Here is a 13,787-nt window from a genome sequence, read left to right on the forward strand (position 1 = left end):
GATGTCCAACGGTTACAATTATTCCTCGACCGATTTCAAGTCTTTACACACAGCTTCTCATAAGCTGTTCGAATCCATTTGCCAGTACCTTAACGTAAATAGTGCTTACGTTGCCAGGAAAGGCAAGGATGCCATGATTGTCATTAGCTCCTATAATGCTAAGGACGTCATGGTACAAGAAGGGTTTTCCATCGATTATGGTGATAGCAATTGCCAACACGTCCTTTCAAGCACGTATCATTCAACGTCAAATTTGCTAAGTGATGAGCAGACGAAAAACCTCAAGTTTAATATGGACGAGCAAGTAAAGGGATTTCTAGGTGTTACATTAATGGATACGAACGGCAAAACGTTCGGAACGTTATGCGTTCTAGATAAAGAAGAGAAAACATTTAGCGATGAAGATGTAGAGTTCTTAAAGTCAATGGCAGATGTGTTGTCTCACTTAATTGAACTCGACGAAACGAAATACAACATGGCATTCTTGAATGTTCCAATCGTACCAATCACAGAAGGAGTTTCCATTCTAACCCTACAAGGCATCATTGATGAGAACCGTGCTGATAAAATACTAAGGACGGTGTTAGAGTATGGTTCCAAGCATAAGATTGATTACTTTATCGTGGACCTATCTGGACTCGTCATACTTGATGGACAATTCCCTCAAGTAATCGTTAAACTTGTACAATCGTTAGAAATGATGGGGATTACTACAATTATGACTGGGATATCCCCCGCAAGTGCCATGCACGATGGGACGAACACTCAACTCACTCAGTTAAATACCAAGACCGTCTTTAATTTAGAAGCTGCATTACACTATATTGGCTTCTCGCTGATTGAATCCTAAGTCAGCATACTCTTATGAAGGGGTGTAGGGCGACGGCCCCTATCCCCCCTGGAATTCCGCGCAATCTATCGACCACATCCCCCCCCTTTTCACCCCTTGATTCTTCCTTTACTTTGAGCAGAACATACAATGGGCAACTAAGAAAGCGATGATACTCCAAGCCACCGTTATCCTCACCGCCTTACTCACCATCATCTTAGGCCACTATATATGGCTAAACTTTGAGCCTCACCAAGCGAATTCTAGAACGAACCTCTATAATGATCATGACTACATAAAAAACCGACTTTCCTAGTGAAAGCCGGTTCAAATGCTTATCTTATAGATCAGACCTCATTAACAGGTATAAGAAATAAGGCGCCCCTACAATAGAGACGACAATCCCTACTGGTATCTCGTTCGGAGCAAGTAGATTACGAGACACAATGTCTGCCCCTACGAGAAGTGCTGCTCCGAGCAGAGCTGAAGCAGGAATAATGAGTTGATATTGCCGTCCTACGAGACGACGAGCAATATGTGGAGCAAGCAATCCTAAGAAGGAAATTCCTCCACCAACCGCCACACCTGCAGCTGCAAGCGAGATACTTGCAAAGAGCAATTTCCGCCTTTCTTTATCAACTTGGACACCGAGCCCAGTTGCCACAGAAGCCCCAAGTTCAATCACATTTACAAAGCGGGCCTTATACATAGAATATGGGATGAAAACAACAATCCACGGGAGAATCGCGAACACATACATCCAATTCGACCCCCAAATACTCCCTGTTAACCAAACAGTCGCTGCCAGAAAGTCTTGAGGATTCATGATGAGTTGGAAGATGATAATCAGGGCTGAAAACCCTGCCGATACGCCAATTCCAACTAAGATTAGTCTAGTAGGGTGTAACTCTCCTCGCTTCGTCGCCAATGAATAAATAAGGATAGCGGCTACAAACGCCCCTACAAAGGCCGCTAACGGCATCATAAGTACAGAGCCCATTCCAGTAATGACACCATTTGAACTTCCCGACCAAAGGTGCATGTACATAATCACAGCTAATCCAGCCCCTGAATTAATTCCTAGAATGCCAGGGTCTGCAAGTCCATTTCGTGATACCCCTTGAAGCATTGCTCCGGAGACGGCAAGTGCCATTCCTACTAACACCGCAACCGTAATGCGAGGTAGTCGGAGGGTGTAGAGTGCCACTTCTTGCTGCGTTGTACCTACACCGATAAGTGTGCGAACAACTTCAAGAGGGGTCATTGGAAATACCCCTACATTCATACTTAATAGAATCGTTCCAATCACAAGTGAGAGTAAGACAATCAAGACCGCAACTGGGGTTAATCGCTTCATCGAAGTCCACCCCCGTCTCTACGAGCTAAGTATAGGAAGTACGGAACTCCGATGAGCGCAGTCAAAGCCCCTACTGGAATTTCACTAGGCGGGTTAATGGAACGAGCGGCAATGTCAGCAGTCGTTAACAAGAGTGCACCAAAGAGCCCAGCCATAGGAATTACCCACCGATGGTCATACCCCATAAGCATCCTCGTAATATGAGGGATTACAAGGCCGATAAACCCAATCGTCCCCCCAATGGCTACGGCGCTACCGATTAAGAGTAACGAGGCAAGTCCGCCTAGTAGGCGTACACGTGTCAAGTTCTGGCCAAGTCCGATCGCCGTCTCTTCTCCAAATACGAGTACTGTTAGGGAACGAGCAAGATACAAAGCGATTCCCGTTCCAATAAGGATAAAGGGGAGCGCGAACAAGACACCTGTCCACGTTAAATTGGCAAGTCCTCCTGCAAACCAGAAGCTCACGTCTTGAGCCACATTAAAGTAGATGGCCATACCAGATGAGAGGGAATGCAACAACGCCCCAACAGCAGCACCCGCAAGGGCAAGTTTCACTGGAGTCAGTTTCCCTTTCGCCATACTCCCAACTCCAAATACAAGTGCCGCTCCAAAGACAGCACCTAAGAAGGACATTCCGAGCAAGCCAAGGTATGGGAGTTCAGGCAGTAGCACGTACGCGATCGCAATGGCAAATGCTGCTCCATCCGTAATGCCAAGGACAGTCGGAGAAGCAAGCGGATTGTTCGTTAAGGCTTGCATAATCACACCTGCAATCGCCATGGCAACGCCAACTAGAACCCCAGCCAACACTCGGGGAATCCGCAGTTCAACTATAATTTTTGATTCGATTGTTTCTGAATTCTGAAGCCATGTCTCCTTGATGTCTACCCAGGTAATATCAGCTGATCCGACCATGAGGGAGACAATACTCGCTATAATTAAGCAAGCAATCGTCAGAAACAAGATTGAGATATTTTTCATCGATGTGTTCCCCTTACGTACAGTCATCCTAAATAGGAAAAGAGTAATGAACTCAATCATTACTCTTTTCTTCTATAGTGATTCTACTACCTTGTCCACTACCATGTCACTTGCTTTCGGTCCGTGACCCATGTGCCAGATATCGAAATCAACATTATAAATTTGGTCTTTCTGCACAGCAGTCAGCTCAGACCAAATGCTACTGTTCTTAAGCTCTTCTAGTTTCTTATCACTTTGAACGAGCATAAAGATATGGTCTGGATTAATTTCAGGAAGTTTCTCAAGCGCAATTTCAGTATACGCTTCCTCGTCACCTGGCATTTCTGCAGGTCTAGCTAAGCCAAGGTCGTTGTATAGCATGGAGTAGTTACGCATGCCATAGTAGCGTAGCTCTTTCTCCCGAACACGTAGGACCATAACCGTCTCATCGCCGATGGCTTCATCAAGCGTTTGTTTGGCTTCTGCTGCTTTCTCGTCGAACTCAACAAGTACTTCTTCTGCGCGTTCTTCTTCCCCAACAACTTCAGCCGTTCTTTGGAAGGAAGTTTGCCAATCCTCATCAAACCCATTCTTCAAAATGACGGTTGGTGCCATGCCGCTTAGTTGCTGCTCAACCTTTGAATGGAATTTGTCTACCCCGATAATGAGGTCTGGGTTGGCGTTTAGAATCGTTTCCATACTTGGTTCAACCGTGTTCCCGAGGCTAGTTGTATCCTGAAGGTCCTCCTTCATGAAAGCCGGGAACTCTTCTCCACTCATAATTGGTCCTGCATGAGGCGTTATACCAAGCGTTAACAAGTGGTCCATCAAATAGGGCTGCAATACCGCAATATTCTCAGCATTTGCTGGAATCTCAACCTCTCCGTTCTCTGCTTCGTAGGTTGTCGTTTCAGATGCCGCTTCTTCTCCCTCGTTCTCCTCGTTGCTTTCATCGTTCCCACCACAAGCAGCAAGAACCAGTAACAGCATGGCCATTAAGGCGAACCATAGGGACCGTTGTTTCCTCTTCATTGTGTCATCCTCCTATTCGTATCAAGCAAAGGCGTGTTGTATTTGTGTCATGCGAGAGTCATGCGTGTGCTTTGGACACGTATGACAATAGAAGTTCTCAGGTAGGCAATGATTGTAACAACATACTTTGCGTATGCGAACGTGCTCGCCTTCTAAGACAGGGTGCTCCACTTGGTCGAACTCCATCTGAAACGGATTACGCTTCATTCCAAATAACTCAGCCGGAACTTCAGAAGTGATATACGTGTAGTCATCCCATACTCTAGCTTGCCATTCAGCTCCCATACGTTTGTACATCCGCTTATAATGACCATCTACAGCATACGCCAAGTGTGTCCAAAATAATTTCGCAGGTAGCCCTGTTTCCTTTCCTAGCTGGTCAATCACAGGTTGAATTAAGTTTAGAACCAAGCCCCGCACATAGTGCTCTCGTGCGAACTCTCGTTCCGAAGTCACTTCTACTAGTTGAGAAGGAGTAACGTAGAAGTTAAACCCTTTCTTTCGAAGTTCAACCTCTACTTCATTCCATTGCACAGGCAGCTGCTGATCGAACAGCGTAAACGCACTCAAACAGGCATTCACATAGGAAAGACGCTTCACAATTAAAGACCCTGTAACAACAGCCGTTGGCGCCTCGAAATGGTCCATCACATCTTGGAAGAACGCTTCCCACTCAGTATGCCCTTCAAGTGCATCACCTTTGTAAAGTGATCCTACTTTCGTATGTATGAACACGTGCTGTGCGCCCAAAGTCTCTCGTAGTTCCTCCATCTTCCCACCTGCTTACCGAAAAAGTATAGTCTAACAAAATCTTAATCTATATTGATAATCATTGTCAATAAAGGAACGAGAACGACTCTCACTATGATGGATTCACATTAGCTTGTCTCACTACTCTCCTTCCGCGCAATTGCTTCACCTACCCGTACAGACTTCTGCAAGCGAATCTCATCTAGAAATTGAACCGTTCCCTTCTCAACAAGCAGCACAACCGTCGAACCAAACGAGAAGTATCCAACCTCTTCTCCTTTGTTCAATGTGTCTCCTTTGTGAGTGAGCTCAATCGAGTTGATCCACATCGCCCCTACTTTCACAAACGCCAAACGGCTCCCGTCATGTTCGGCAAGTTCGGTAATAACCCGGTAGTTTCGGGAGATGGGAGACTTTCCAAACCGTAGTCCCCACTTATTCACAGGATACGACGTCGCCCCACGCTCATACTGCGTCACGATTGTACCGGTTGTCGGAGCATGAATACGATGGTAATCACTCGGACTTAAATAAAGAACCATAAACCGCCCATTCTTGTAGCGTTGCGCCAACTCTTCATCATCAAGTAGCTCTTCCACTGAATACGTTTGACCCTTCACTTCGATAGCCGTCTCCTTAATCACCCCGAATTGTTCCACTACACCATCGACCGGACTAACTAGAACATCCACTTCATTATGAATCGGACGTGCGTCGTCGTACAGCTTTCGTACGAAGAATTGTTGCAACGTTTGGAATTCATGCAAGGACTGTACAGATTCATCCATATCGACACGAAGCACCTTCTTGTACAAGGGGATTAAATGCCTGCTCGCCTTAGATTCAGTAAACCGCTTAAGTCCACTCGAAAGAAAACGACCGTTCATCAATCGAATTACGCTTTGATAAATTTGTCGCCTCACCTTCTCACCTCCTATCTATCCCAATCGTTTCTCAAACTCTCTATTCCTATCCCTAGAATACATAAAGAAGGGGAACGTCAGTCGCTCCCCTTCTGTTCACCGTATGTCCACTCGCAAAACATCAATAAGCGGAATTTCAACGCGCCTACGGTCTTCAACCGTTCTTCCTTTAATTAATCGATGCTCATGTTGAATCGATAGAAGCTTCAATCTCTCATAAGTAGTATCAAACCCATTATGGTAGGTTACCTCTACCGTTAAATCATCATTTAGCGCACGCTGCAATTTGAAATCAATCTCGACCGCCTCATCTTCAGCAATAATCCCTCTCTCAACACGTTCATCTTCCTTCCACATTTTCCTAAGCATCTCGACATGCTCAGGCAGCATGAGGCTGCTCCACTTTTTTGTTCCTCTGTCTTTCAAGTCATCCTTCTTCATCCATATCCCCTCCCACAATACGAACATTTGTTCTTATTATAGCGAGTGATGGATTACTTGTACAGAGGAAAATTTGTGAATAGCAGCGAAAACCACCCTTTCGCTACACATCTTCACGGCTTTCCATTGACTCATTCTGTTGAGCTTTGTACGCATAGATTGATTTCCTCCACAAGCCCGCAACCCCAATCATGACAAGGAGTTCTAGGAACAATGCCCACCATAGTATAGGATGAACTTGAGACAACGGACCGCCACCTACACCCATAGTCGAGAACTTCCCTAACCATACAAGTTGACCATACATGACAATTGCCATAAGCTGCGTCGTCCAAGCGACAAGAAAGAATCCAATCAATTTGTACAACCATTATCCCCCTTTCTTCACCAATGTCATAAATAAGCTATTTGGGTCATCCTTATAGGGAGTGAAAGGCGGACAGTACTGAAATCCATACTGTTCATACAAATTTCTTGCAGGGATGAAATAATCTTGCGCACCAGTCTCAAGACTGACGCGCTCATACCCTCGAGCGTCTGCCTCCGTGAGGATATGCTCTAACATCCTTCTGCCCACACCACTCTTGAGTACACGCGACGCTGTCTTCATAGACTTGATCTCACCGTGTACCGGAGAAAGCTCCTTTAATGCCCCACATCCGAGCAACTTCTCTCCCTCCCACATGGTCCAAAAGGTAACATCTTCCCCTGCCAACCGACTACTATCAAAGGCATGGCGACTCTCCATCGGTGAGACGAAAGCCATCTGTTGGAGATGTTCCTGAAGCAAAGCCTTCACGGCTTCAATCTTAAGTCCACCTTGTTTAATCTTCACCGTCTATCACTCCCTCAAGAGGTTACATTCTATAGAAATACATGGTTCCCTCCCTCAAATCTCTAACCTTCCTATTCATGCTAGTGTCTAAATTACATAGAAAAAAATGGATGTAGATTCGTGTCGTGGTATTGTTTAAATTAATGAGACTTATGCCCTTATCCCATACAAAGCTCATTGGGAGGAGACGTTTATGAAACAAATAAGAGTAGGTTCTTGGACCATTGAAGTTGATGTTCATCAAACGAAAGAATTTTATAACGCTTATCACCTCATTACTGAGGATTGTCCTTGCGATTATTGTGCCAATTATGTAGTAGCCTGCGAAACGTTATCGCGAGAAATCAAAGAGCTCTTTCAGCTACTTGGTATTGATCCTCATAAGGAGGGAGAGGTTTCTGAGTATATGGAGAATGAAGATGGTACCCATTTATACGATGCCTTTTATCACCTAGTCGGAAGAATAGTAGAAGAACCTAACGATTCTGCTCCCCATAAAACAGAGGACGAGTTCTCATCACTTCATGAACACGAGATTCATATAGCTTTCAGTAACGACTTAGCGCTAGTACCAGAAGGCTTTCCAAAGCCAATCATTCAGCTGGAGATTCAATTGAACTTGCCTTGGTTAGTAAACCAACAGGATAAAGAAGAGAACTCCCCATAAATGGAAAGTTCTCTTCAAGTTGCTATTTAATCGACCCTTTCATTACGCCACTAATGATCCATTTCTGTGCAAAGACGTACACAAGAACCATTGGTGCGAGCGCCATTAGATACGAAGCGAATGCTAAGTTGTAGTTCGTACTAAATTCAGACTGGAAGATGTATTGAACGAGCGGGAGCGTCGCATAGTCAGGGTCACTTAAGATGACAAGCGGTAGCATGAAATCGTTCCATGCCCATAGACAGGTGAGAATCCCAACAGTTGCGTTCATAGGTGTGAGCAACGGGAAGATAACCCGCCAGAATACTCCCCACGTACTTGCACCATCAATGATGGCCGCTTCTTCCAACTCTTTCGGAATCGACTTGATATACCCAACGTAGATAAAGACGTTGAACGCTAGTCCGTAGACAACATAGAGCAAGATGAGACCAATCGGATTATCAAGATTCCAAACCGCTGTCTGCTTTACAATCGGCAGCATAATGATTGGGAACGGGACGAACATTGCACTTACGAAATAATAGAATAGAAACTTATAGAAGCGCTTATGCATGTTCCTTGCAATTGCGTAAGCGACGAGCGAGTTCGACAAGAGCGTAAAGAGTACAACGAACAGCGTCACCGTCACACTATTGAACAACGCCCCGAAGAAATCCGTCATCTGAATGGCATCAATGAAGTTTTGGAACCGCCATTGATCTGGCAACGATAGCAATGGGTCGGACATTTCCTGAGGTGTTTTCAATGCGATGGTGATGGTTAAGTATAATGGAAGCAGTACGAGCACTGTTCCGACAATTAACAGGGATGTGACGAGCCAGTTTTTCCGTCCTTGATTCATTACATCTCCACCTCCCGTTTCTGAAGCACGCGAATTTGAAAGACTGATATGATGACGATAATAATGAAATAGATGACTGCATTGGCAGATTGATAGGCAAACTCTCCACCTTCAAAGCCACCCTTATAAATTAACAATGAGATTGATTCAGTAGCCTGACCAGGTCCCCCATTCGTTAGGGCAACAATCTGATCAAATGCCATTAGGAAGTTCTTCATTGCTAGCACCATATTAATCGTAAAGAATGGTGCGATGAGCGGGAATGTAATCTTCAAGAACTTCTTCCATGCATTGGCCCCGTCGATGTCGGCGGCTTCATACACATCTTCTGGAATCGTTTGTAGTCCGGCTAAGTATAGAATCGTGTTAAAGGCTGTAGCTTGCCACACAGTCATAATGACCACACCTAACCAAGCCAAGTCAGGATCTCCTAGGATGTTCTTCGCCAGTGACTCAAAGCCAGCCCATTCCATAAGGTCTGGTAGGAAATGCGTAAAGATAAAGTTAAAGATGAACCCGACAATTAGAATGCTAAGAATGTTCGGCAAGAAATAAAGTGCACGAAGCGTCTTACGAAACTTGATCTTTGCATTCAACCCCATCGCAATCGCTAAACTGAAAATATTTACGAGGATGGTGGAGACGATTGCAAATTTAAATGTAAACCAATAAGCGTTTAGAGCACGACCATCTTGAAATACATTTAAGTAGTTCTTGAAGCCGACAAAGTCCCACTCCCCATATCCACGCCAGTTCGTAAAGCTGTAGAATACGCCTTGCAATACGGGGTACGTATGGAACACGAAGAAGATGATGACAGCTGGCATAGCCATGAGTAAAAATGCGCGTTGACGAGATTTCATGTTTCGTTCCTCCCCTTTTTAACGTCGAATGACTTTCTCCCATTCACGGTCCATCTTGTTCAAGAAAGCGTCCTGGTCTTTCTCAATCAGAAACTCTTGAATGAGGTTCGGTGCTTGCATTCCGCTGGGATAGTAGTGATCCGGGAAACTCGTAATCTCGTTGTTGGCAATCTTCTGCTGTACGCCACTCAGTACCTCATCTCCTTGTTCGACTCCTTCAATCGCTGAGAACGCGTATTGCTCTTCAATGTACTGTTTCGCCTGCTCATCTTCCATCATAAACTCAACAAACTGACGCACCTCATCGGGATGGTCTGTCTCCTTCAATGACGTAATCATCACATCGACACCAGAAATAAGTTCATTTTCTTCTCGATTATTGGTCACAGGCATCGCAAATGTACCGAGTTCAATGTCTGGGTTTACCTTCTTCAGTTCAGGAATTGCCCAGTTCCCTTGGAAGTAGAAGAGCGCTTCCCCATTTGCAAAGGCATTGTTCCCATCGTTGTAGTTGTACTGGAAGTTGTCTTTCAGTCCGTAATCAAGCAAGGTAAGCATCTTCTCGGTTACTTCAGAATAATCATCTTGGAAGCTAGCTTCTCCATTTGTCTTCTTCTCTGCAAATCGGTCTGGCTCTAAATTTCCCGCTACAGCATTCCAAGGAATCATTCCTGTCCACGCATCCTTAAGCGTGAAATAAACCGGCGTGACCCCTTCCTCTTGTGCCGTTTCTAAGGCAGCGATAAATTCATCCCACGTCTCCGGCACCTCAAGACCCAGCTCGTTCATCACCTCTTTGTTGTAGATGACGGCGTTGGCGTTAGTAGCGTAAGGAAGGCCATATGTTCCCTCGTTCTCACCTGGCACGAGCTGGTCAATCATCTCTACATAAGCGGGTTGAATGCGATCAAGTAGTTCAGTGTCAGAATAGTCCTTTAGCAACTCCGCATCAGCCAATTCTCCGTACAGAGCACTACCGGCAATTGATAATAAATCAGGCAAGTCTTCCTTCACAAGTCGAGTACGAAGCACTGTATCGGCGGAAGGTGGTGCATACAATTCCACATTAATGTCCGGATGCTCCTCCTCAAATCTCTCTATCAACGATTCGTAAGTACCAATGCTCTCTGGCTTGTTTGAGAACAACTCCAAATCCACCTTGCCATCCGCACTTTGATCCCCACATCCAGATAGCAATAGACCTGCGCATAAACTGCCAACCACGTACAACCCCAATCGCTTCATCCTTCTCCACCCCTTTTGAGTAAGCGTTTACGTAAATCTATAAAAGTGAGGCAGCCAGTTTCCTGGCTACCAGAGACCCTTATTTCAATACAAAGGTCGTTGCTTCAAATGGTTCCAATTCTACCGTGCCTAACTGCGTCTCTTCCGTCCGTTCCTCTTCACGATTTGTAATGAGTACATCACCAGAACGAGATGCAAACTCCCCAAGTTCTGCTGTTACAGGTTCCTTTGTAAAGTTACAAAGAACAAGGAGTGTCTCATCGCCATTTGTACGCGTATATGCGAAGATTGACTCACTATCTTCTAACAACAAATCAAACTTTCCATAGACTATCGTTTCGTTTTCCTTACGAAGTTGGATTAGGCGCTTGTAGTAATGGAATACAGAATCTTCATCCGACAACGCTTCTTCCGCATTAATCGTACGGTAGTTCGGATTCACATCGAGCCATGGCTGGCCGGTAGTGAAGCCACCGTTCTCTTCAGCCGACCACTGCATCGGTGTTCTTGCATTGTCACGCCCTTTATGGTGAATACGCTCTAGCACTTCTGCCGGGTCGTCTCCATACTGATTCACACGCTCATTATACATATTCAAGGATTCAAGATCTTCGTACTGATCGATCGACTCAAATGCCACGTTCGTCATCCCAAGCTCTTCCCCTTGGTAGATGTATGGCGTTCCTTTCATCATGTGAAGGCATGTTCCAAGCATCTTCGCCGATTTCTTGCGATACTCCCCATCATCACCGAAGCGAGACACCACACGGGGCTGGTCATGGTTATTCCAATACAGACTATTCCATCCTTCTTCTTCAAGCTCGTATTGCCATTTAGATAGGATTTCTTTAAGGTCTGTTAGATTCCACCCGTTCAAGGACCACTTGCCCATTTCGCCGCCATCAACTCCCATGTGCTCAAAGTGGAACACCATGTTCAGTTCATTGCGCTCGTCAGCCGTATAGAGCTTGCCCTCGTCAGGCGTAACCCCAGGCATCTCCCCAACCGTCATCACATCGTAATTAGAGAGCACTTGACGATTCATTTCATTTAAGTACTCATGAATGCGAGGTCCGTTCATAAAGTACGGGCTTCCATCGCCATATTGCTTACCTGGCTGTACTTCTCCATTTGGATAGTCTGGATGCTTCGAGATGAAGTTCACTACGTCCATACGGAAGCCATCAATGCCTTTGTCGAGCCACCATTTCATCATATCGTACACTTCACTACGCACCTCATCATTCTCCCAGTTCAGGTCCGGTTGCTTCTTGGAGAAGATATGAAGGTAGTAGTCGCCCGTTGCTTCATTATATTCCCATGTGGAGCCACTGAACGCTGATTCCCAGTTCGTTGGCGGCTGGCCGTCTTTGCCATCCTTCCAAATGTAATAGTCACGCTTCGGATTATCCTTAGAAGATTTAGATTCAACAAACCATGAATGCTCATCAGACGTATGGTTAACCACAAGGTCCATCACGATTCGAATGTTTCGATTATGGGCTTCAGCCAACAGAACATCGAAGTCTTCCATAGAACCAAATTCATTCATAATGGAACGATAATCACGAATGTCATACCCGTTGTCATCATTAGGAGAATCATACACAGGGGATAACCAGATGACATCAATGCCAAGCTCAGCTAAGTAATCGAGCTTCTCAATGATTCCTTGAAGATCACCAATTCCGTCCCCGTTGCTATCATTAAAGCTTCTCGGATAAATCTGATACACGACACTTTCTTTCCACCATTGTTTTGTCATTTGTTCTTCCTCCCTTATTACGTAAACGTTTACGCTTTCCGCAAAAAAATTTAGTTACGGCTACTCACCGATTTTCTCTCAATCAACACATGAGGCAAGATGCACGACTCAGCACCCTTTCCCCGATTCATCTGTAACACCATCTCAACCGCCTTCTCCCCCATTCGTTGGAATGGCTGAGCGATGGTCGTTAGTGGTGGCACCGACATCTCTGCAAGCTTTAAATTGTCATACCCGACGACAGAAACGTCGCCCGGAATGGATATACCCATTTCATAGGCTGCTGAAAACGCCCCTATTGCAATTTCATCACTCGCGGCAAAGACAGCCGTCATTTCCGGATGGCGCGTTAATAACGTTTTGAACCCCTCTTGTCCTGCTTCATATGTAAAGGACAACTGTTTCTCAATTTGTGATTCTTGGAATGGAAGGCCCGCTTCCATAATGGCTTGCTTAAACCCTTCCATTCGTGGTATCCCCGCTATAAGGTCCTTTTCATTCCCTGAGATCATGCCAAGCTGGGTGTGGCCAGCTTGGATTAAATGACGCGTTGCCGTATAGGCTGCGTGACGGTCATCCACTTTCACATAAGGGAGCGGATATTGAAACGATTGTGTCGAGACAAGAACAACAGGTACTCCCATCCGACTTAGCGCCTTGTAGTAGACGTCTGTTACCTCTTCACTCACGAAGACCAGTCCATCAACACGCTTCTCGCTCAGCAACTGAATGTATTTCAATGTCTTGTCTTCATCAGCCTCCGTGTTACAGACAATCACACTATGCCCTTCCTCACTTGCCTGAGCCTCAATTCCATGAAGCACTTCAGCGGAGAGAAGCCCAGATACACTCGGGAACAACACCCCTATTGTTCCGGTCTTTCTGTTGACGAGCCCTCTAGCTATGGCATTCGGCTGATAGCCGAGATCCTCAATGGCTTGGAGTACTTTTTGTTTCGTCTTCTCCGAGTAGCCAGGTAGATCGTTTAGAACACGGGACACGGTTGCAATGGACACATTCGCTTTATTCGCTACATCTTGGATCGTTGGATTCAACCCTTCACCTCACTTCCAGCCTTTACGTAAGCGTTTACTTTATCTTCTCTTTCACTATAATACGCCCCCTATCACCCGTCAAGCACAATTCGAAACTTTCAAATAACTATCGAATGAGAGAGAAAGAGATTTTTTTCTAATAATCGTAGTAAACCTCAACCATTGATGTACTTCGAGTACAGCCCCTTTCCATTTAGTTGAGTAGCACTATTTAACAAC

The 13,787-nt window shown here is 45.3% G+C and carries 15 protein-coding genes; 2 read left to right on the plus strand and 13 right to left on the minus strand.

Annotated elements, in window-relative coordinates; all coding sequences use genetic code 11:
* Position 1: 1 nt before the first annotated feature.
* Positions 2-850, plus strand: coding sequence for a GAF domain-containing protein (locus tag H513_RS0111975; RefSeq protein ID WP_026800969.1), 849 nt, complete (start codon positions 2-4; stop codon positions 848-850).
* 319 nt (positions 851-1,169) lie between these two features.
* Here H513_RS0111975 and H513_RS0111980 read toward each other — a convergent pair whose 3' ends face one another.
* From H513_RS0111980 to H513_RS0112015, 8 genes are all read right to left on the minus strand, one after another.
* Positions 1,170-2,186 carry a FecCD family ABC transporter permease gene (locus H513_RS0111980; protein ID WP_026800970.1) on the minus strand — a complete coding sequence of 339 codons (1,017 nt, stop codon included), beginning with the start codon at positions 2,184-2,186 and terminating at the stop codon, positions 1,170-1,172.
* Entirely contained in the window at positions 2,183-3,169 is a 987-nt protein-coding gene (locus H513_RS20165; protein ID WP_036770098.1) for a FecCD family ABC transporter permease, read from the minus strand. Before H513_RS20165 ends, H513_RS0111980 begins: the two co-directional genes overlap by 4 nt.
* 72 nt (positions 3,170-3,241) lie before the next feature.
* Positions 3,242-4,180 carry an ABC transporter substrate-binding protein gene (locus tag H513_RS0111990; RefSeq protein ID WP_026800971.1) on the minus strand — a complete coding sequence of 313 codons (939 nt, stop codon included), beginning with the start codon at positions 4,178-4,180 and terminating at the stop codon, positions 3,242-3,244.
* A 21-nt stretch (positions 4,181-4,201) separates the two neighbouring features.
* On the minus strand, positions 4,202-4,951 hold the full coding sequence (locus H513_RS0111995; RefSeq protein WP_026800972.1) for an IucA/IucC family C-terminal-domain containing protein: 750 nt from the start codon (positions 4,949-4,951) through the stop codon (positions 4,202-4,204).
* 107 nt (positions 4,952-5,058) lie between these two features.
* Positions 5,059-5,853, minus strand: coding sequence for a phosphatidylserine decarboxylase (locus tag H513_RS0112000; protein WP_026800973.1), 795 nt, complete (start codon positions 5,851-5,853; stop codon positions 5,059-5,061).
* A gap of 96 nt (positions 5,854-5,949) precedes the next feature.
* On the minus strand, positions 5,950-6,294 hold the full coding sequence (locus H513_RS0112005) for a YolD-like family protein (RefSeq protein ID WP_036770096.1): 345 nt from the start codon (positions 6,292-6,294) through the stop codon (positions 5,950-5,952).
* Between the two features lie 103 nt (positions 6,295-6,397).
* Positions 6,398-6,661, minus strand: coding sequence for a hypothetical protein (locus H513_RS0112010; protein WP_026800975.1), 264 nt, complete (start codon positions 6,659-6,661; stop codon positions 6,398-6,400).
* A gap of 3 nt (positions 6,662-6,664) precedes the next feature.
* Positions 6,665-7,129 carry a GNAT family N-acetyltransferase gene (locus H513_RS0112015; protein ID WP_051239944.1) on the minus strand — a complete coding sequence of 155 codons (465 nt, stop codon included), beginning with the start codon at positions 7,127-7,129 and terminating at the stop codon, positions 6,665-6,667.
* Between the two features lie 193 nt (positions 7,130-7,322).
* Here H513_RS0112015 and H513_RS0112020 point away from each other — a divergent pair, with 193 nt between their 5' ends.
* Complete coding sequence (locus H513_RS0112020; RefSeq protein ID WP_026800977.1) at positions 7,323-7,796, plus strand: hypothetical protein; 474 nt, start codon at positions 7,323-7,325, stop codon at positions 7,794-7,796.
* Positions 7,797-7,818: 22 nt separating this feature from the next.
* Here H513_RS0112020 and H513_RS0112025 read toward each other — a convergent pair whose 3' ends face one another.
* From H513_RS0112025 to H513_RS0112045, 5 genes are all read right to left on the minus strand, one after another.
* Positions 7,819-8,640 carry a carbohydrate ABC transporter permease gene (locus H513_RS0112025; RefSeq protein ID WP_026800978.1) on the minus strand — a complete coding sequence of 274 codons (822 nt, stop codon included), beginning with the start codon at positions 8,638-8,640 and terminating at the stop codon, positions 7,819-7,821.
* Positions 8,640-9,503 carry a carbohydrate ABC transporter permease gene (locus H513_RS0112030; protein WP_026800979.1) on the minus strand — a complete coding sequence of 288 codons (864 nt, stop codon included), beginning with the start codon at positions 9,501-9,503 and terminating at the stop codon, positions 8,640-8,642. The genes H513_RS0112025 and H513_RS0112030 overlap by 1 nt, the downstream gene beginning before the upstream one ends.
* A gap of 18 nt (positions 9,504-9,521) precedes the next feature.
* Positions 9,522-10,748 carry an ABC transporter substrate-binding protein gene (locus H513_RS0112035; RefSeq protein WP_026800980.1) on the minus strand — a complete coding sequence of 409 codons (1,227 nt, stop codon included), beginning with the start codon at positions 10,746-10,748 and terminating at the stop codon, positions 9,522-9,524.
* A 79-nt stretch (positions 10,749-10,827) separates the two neighbouring features.
* Entirely contained in the window at positions 10,828-12,513 is a 1,686-nt protein-coding gene (locus H513_RS0112040) for a glycoside hydrolase family 13 protein (RefSeq protein WP_026800981.1), read from the minus strand.
* Between the two features lie 50 nt (positions 12,514-12,563).
* On the minus strand, positions 12,564-13,568 hold the full coding sequence (locus tag H513_RS0112045; protein WP_026800982.1) for a LacI family DNA-binding transcriptional regulator: 1,005 nt from the start codon (positions 13,566-13,568) through the stop codon (positions 12,564-12,566).
* Between the last annotated feature and the right edge of the window lie 219 nt (positions 13,569-13,787).

This window comes from Pontibacillus halophilus JSM 076056 = DSM 19796 (assembly GCF_000425205.1).
Taxonomy (GTDB): domain Bacteria; phylum Bacillota; class Bacilli; order Bacillales; family BH030062; genus Pontibacillus_A; species Pontibacillus_A halophilus.

What these genes read in the sequence shown, in the direction of transcription:
- H513_RS0112035 (WP_026800980.1), bottom strand. Translation starts at nt 10,748, where the DNA reads ATGAAGCGATTGGGGTTGTACGTGGTTGGCAGTTTATGCGCAGGTCTA.
- H513_RS0112025 (WP_026800978.1), bottom strand. Translation starts at nt 8,640, where the DNA reads ATGAATCAAGGACGGAAAAACTGGCTCGTCACATCCCTGTTAATTGTC.
- H513_RS0111975 (WP_026800969.1), top strand. Translation starts at nt 2, where the DNA reads ATGTCCAACGGTTACAATTATTCCTCGACCGATTTCAAGTCTTTACAC.
- H513_RS0111990 (WP_026800971.1), bottom strand. Translation starts at nt 4,180, where the DNA reads ATGAAGAGGAAACAACGGTCCCTATGGTTCGCCTTAATGGCCATGCTG.
- H513_RS0111995 (WP_026800972.1), bottom strand. Translation starts at nt 4,951, where the DNA reads ATGGAGGAACTACGAGAGACTTTGGGCGCACAGCACGTGTTCATACAT.
- H513_RS20165 (WP_036770098.1), bottom strand. Translation starts at nt 3,169, where the DNA reads ATGAAAAATATCTCAATCTTGTTTCTGACGATTGCTTGCTTAATTATA.
- H513_RS0112040 (WP_026800981.1), bottom strand. Translation starts at nt 12,513, where the DNA reads ATGACAAAACAATGGTGGAAAGAAAGTGTCGTGTATCAGATTTATCCG.
- H513_RS0112020 (WP_026800977.1), top strand. Translation starts at nt 7,323, where the DNA reads ATGAAACAAATAAGAGTAGGTTCTTGGACCATTGAAGTTGATGTTCAT.
- H513_RS0112005 (WP_036770096.1), bottom strand. Translation starts at nt 6,294, where the DNA reads ATGAAGAAGGATGACTTGAAAGACAGAGGAACAAAAAAGTGGAGCAGC.
- H513_RS0112030 (WP_026800979.1), bottom strand. Translation starts at nt 9,503, where the DNA reads ATGAAATCTCGTCAACGCGCATTTTTACTCATGGCTATGCCAGCTGTC.
- H513_RS0111980 (WP_026800970.1), bottom strand. Translation starts at nt 2,186, where the DNA reads ATGAAGCGATTAACCCCAGTTGCGGTCTTGATTGTCTTACTCTCACTT.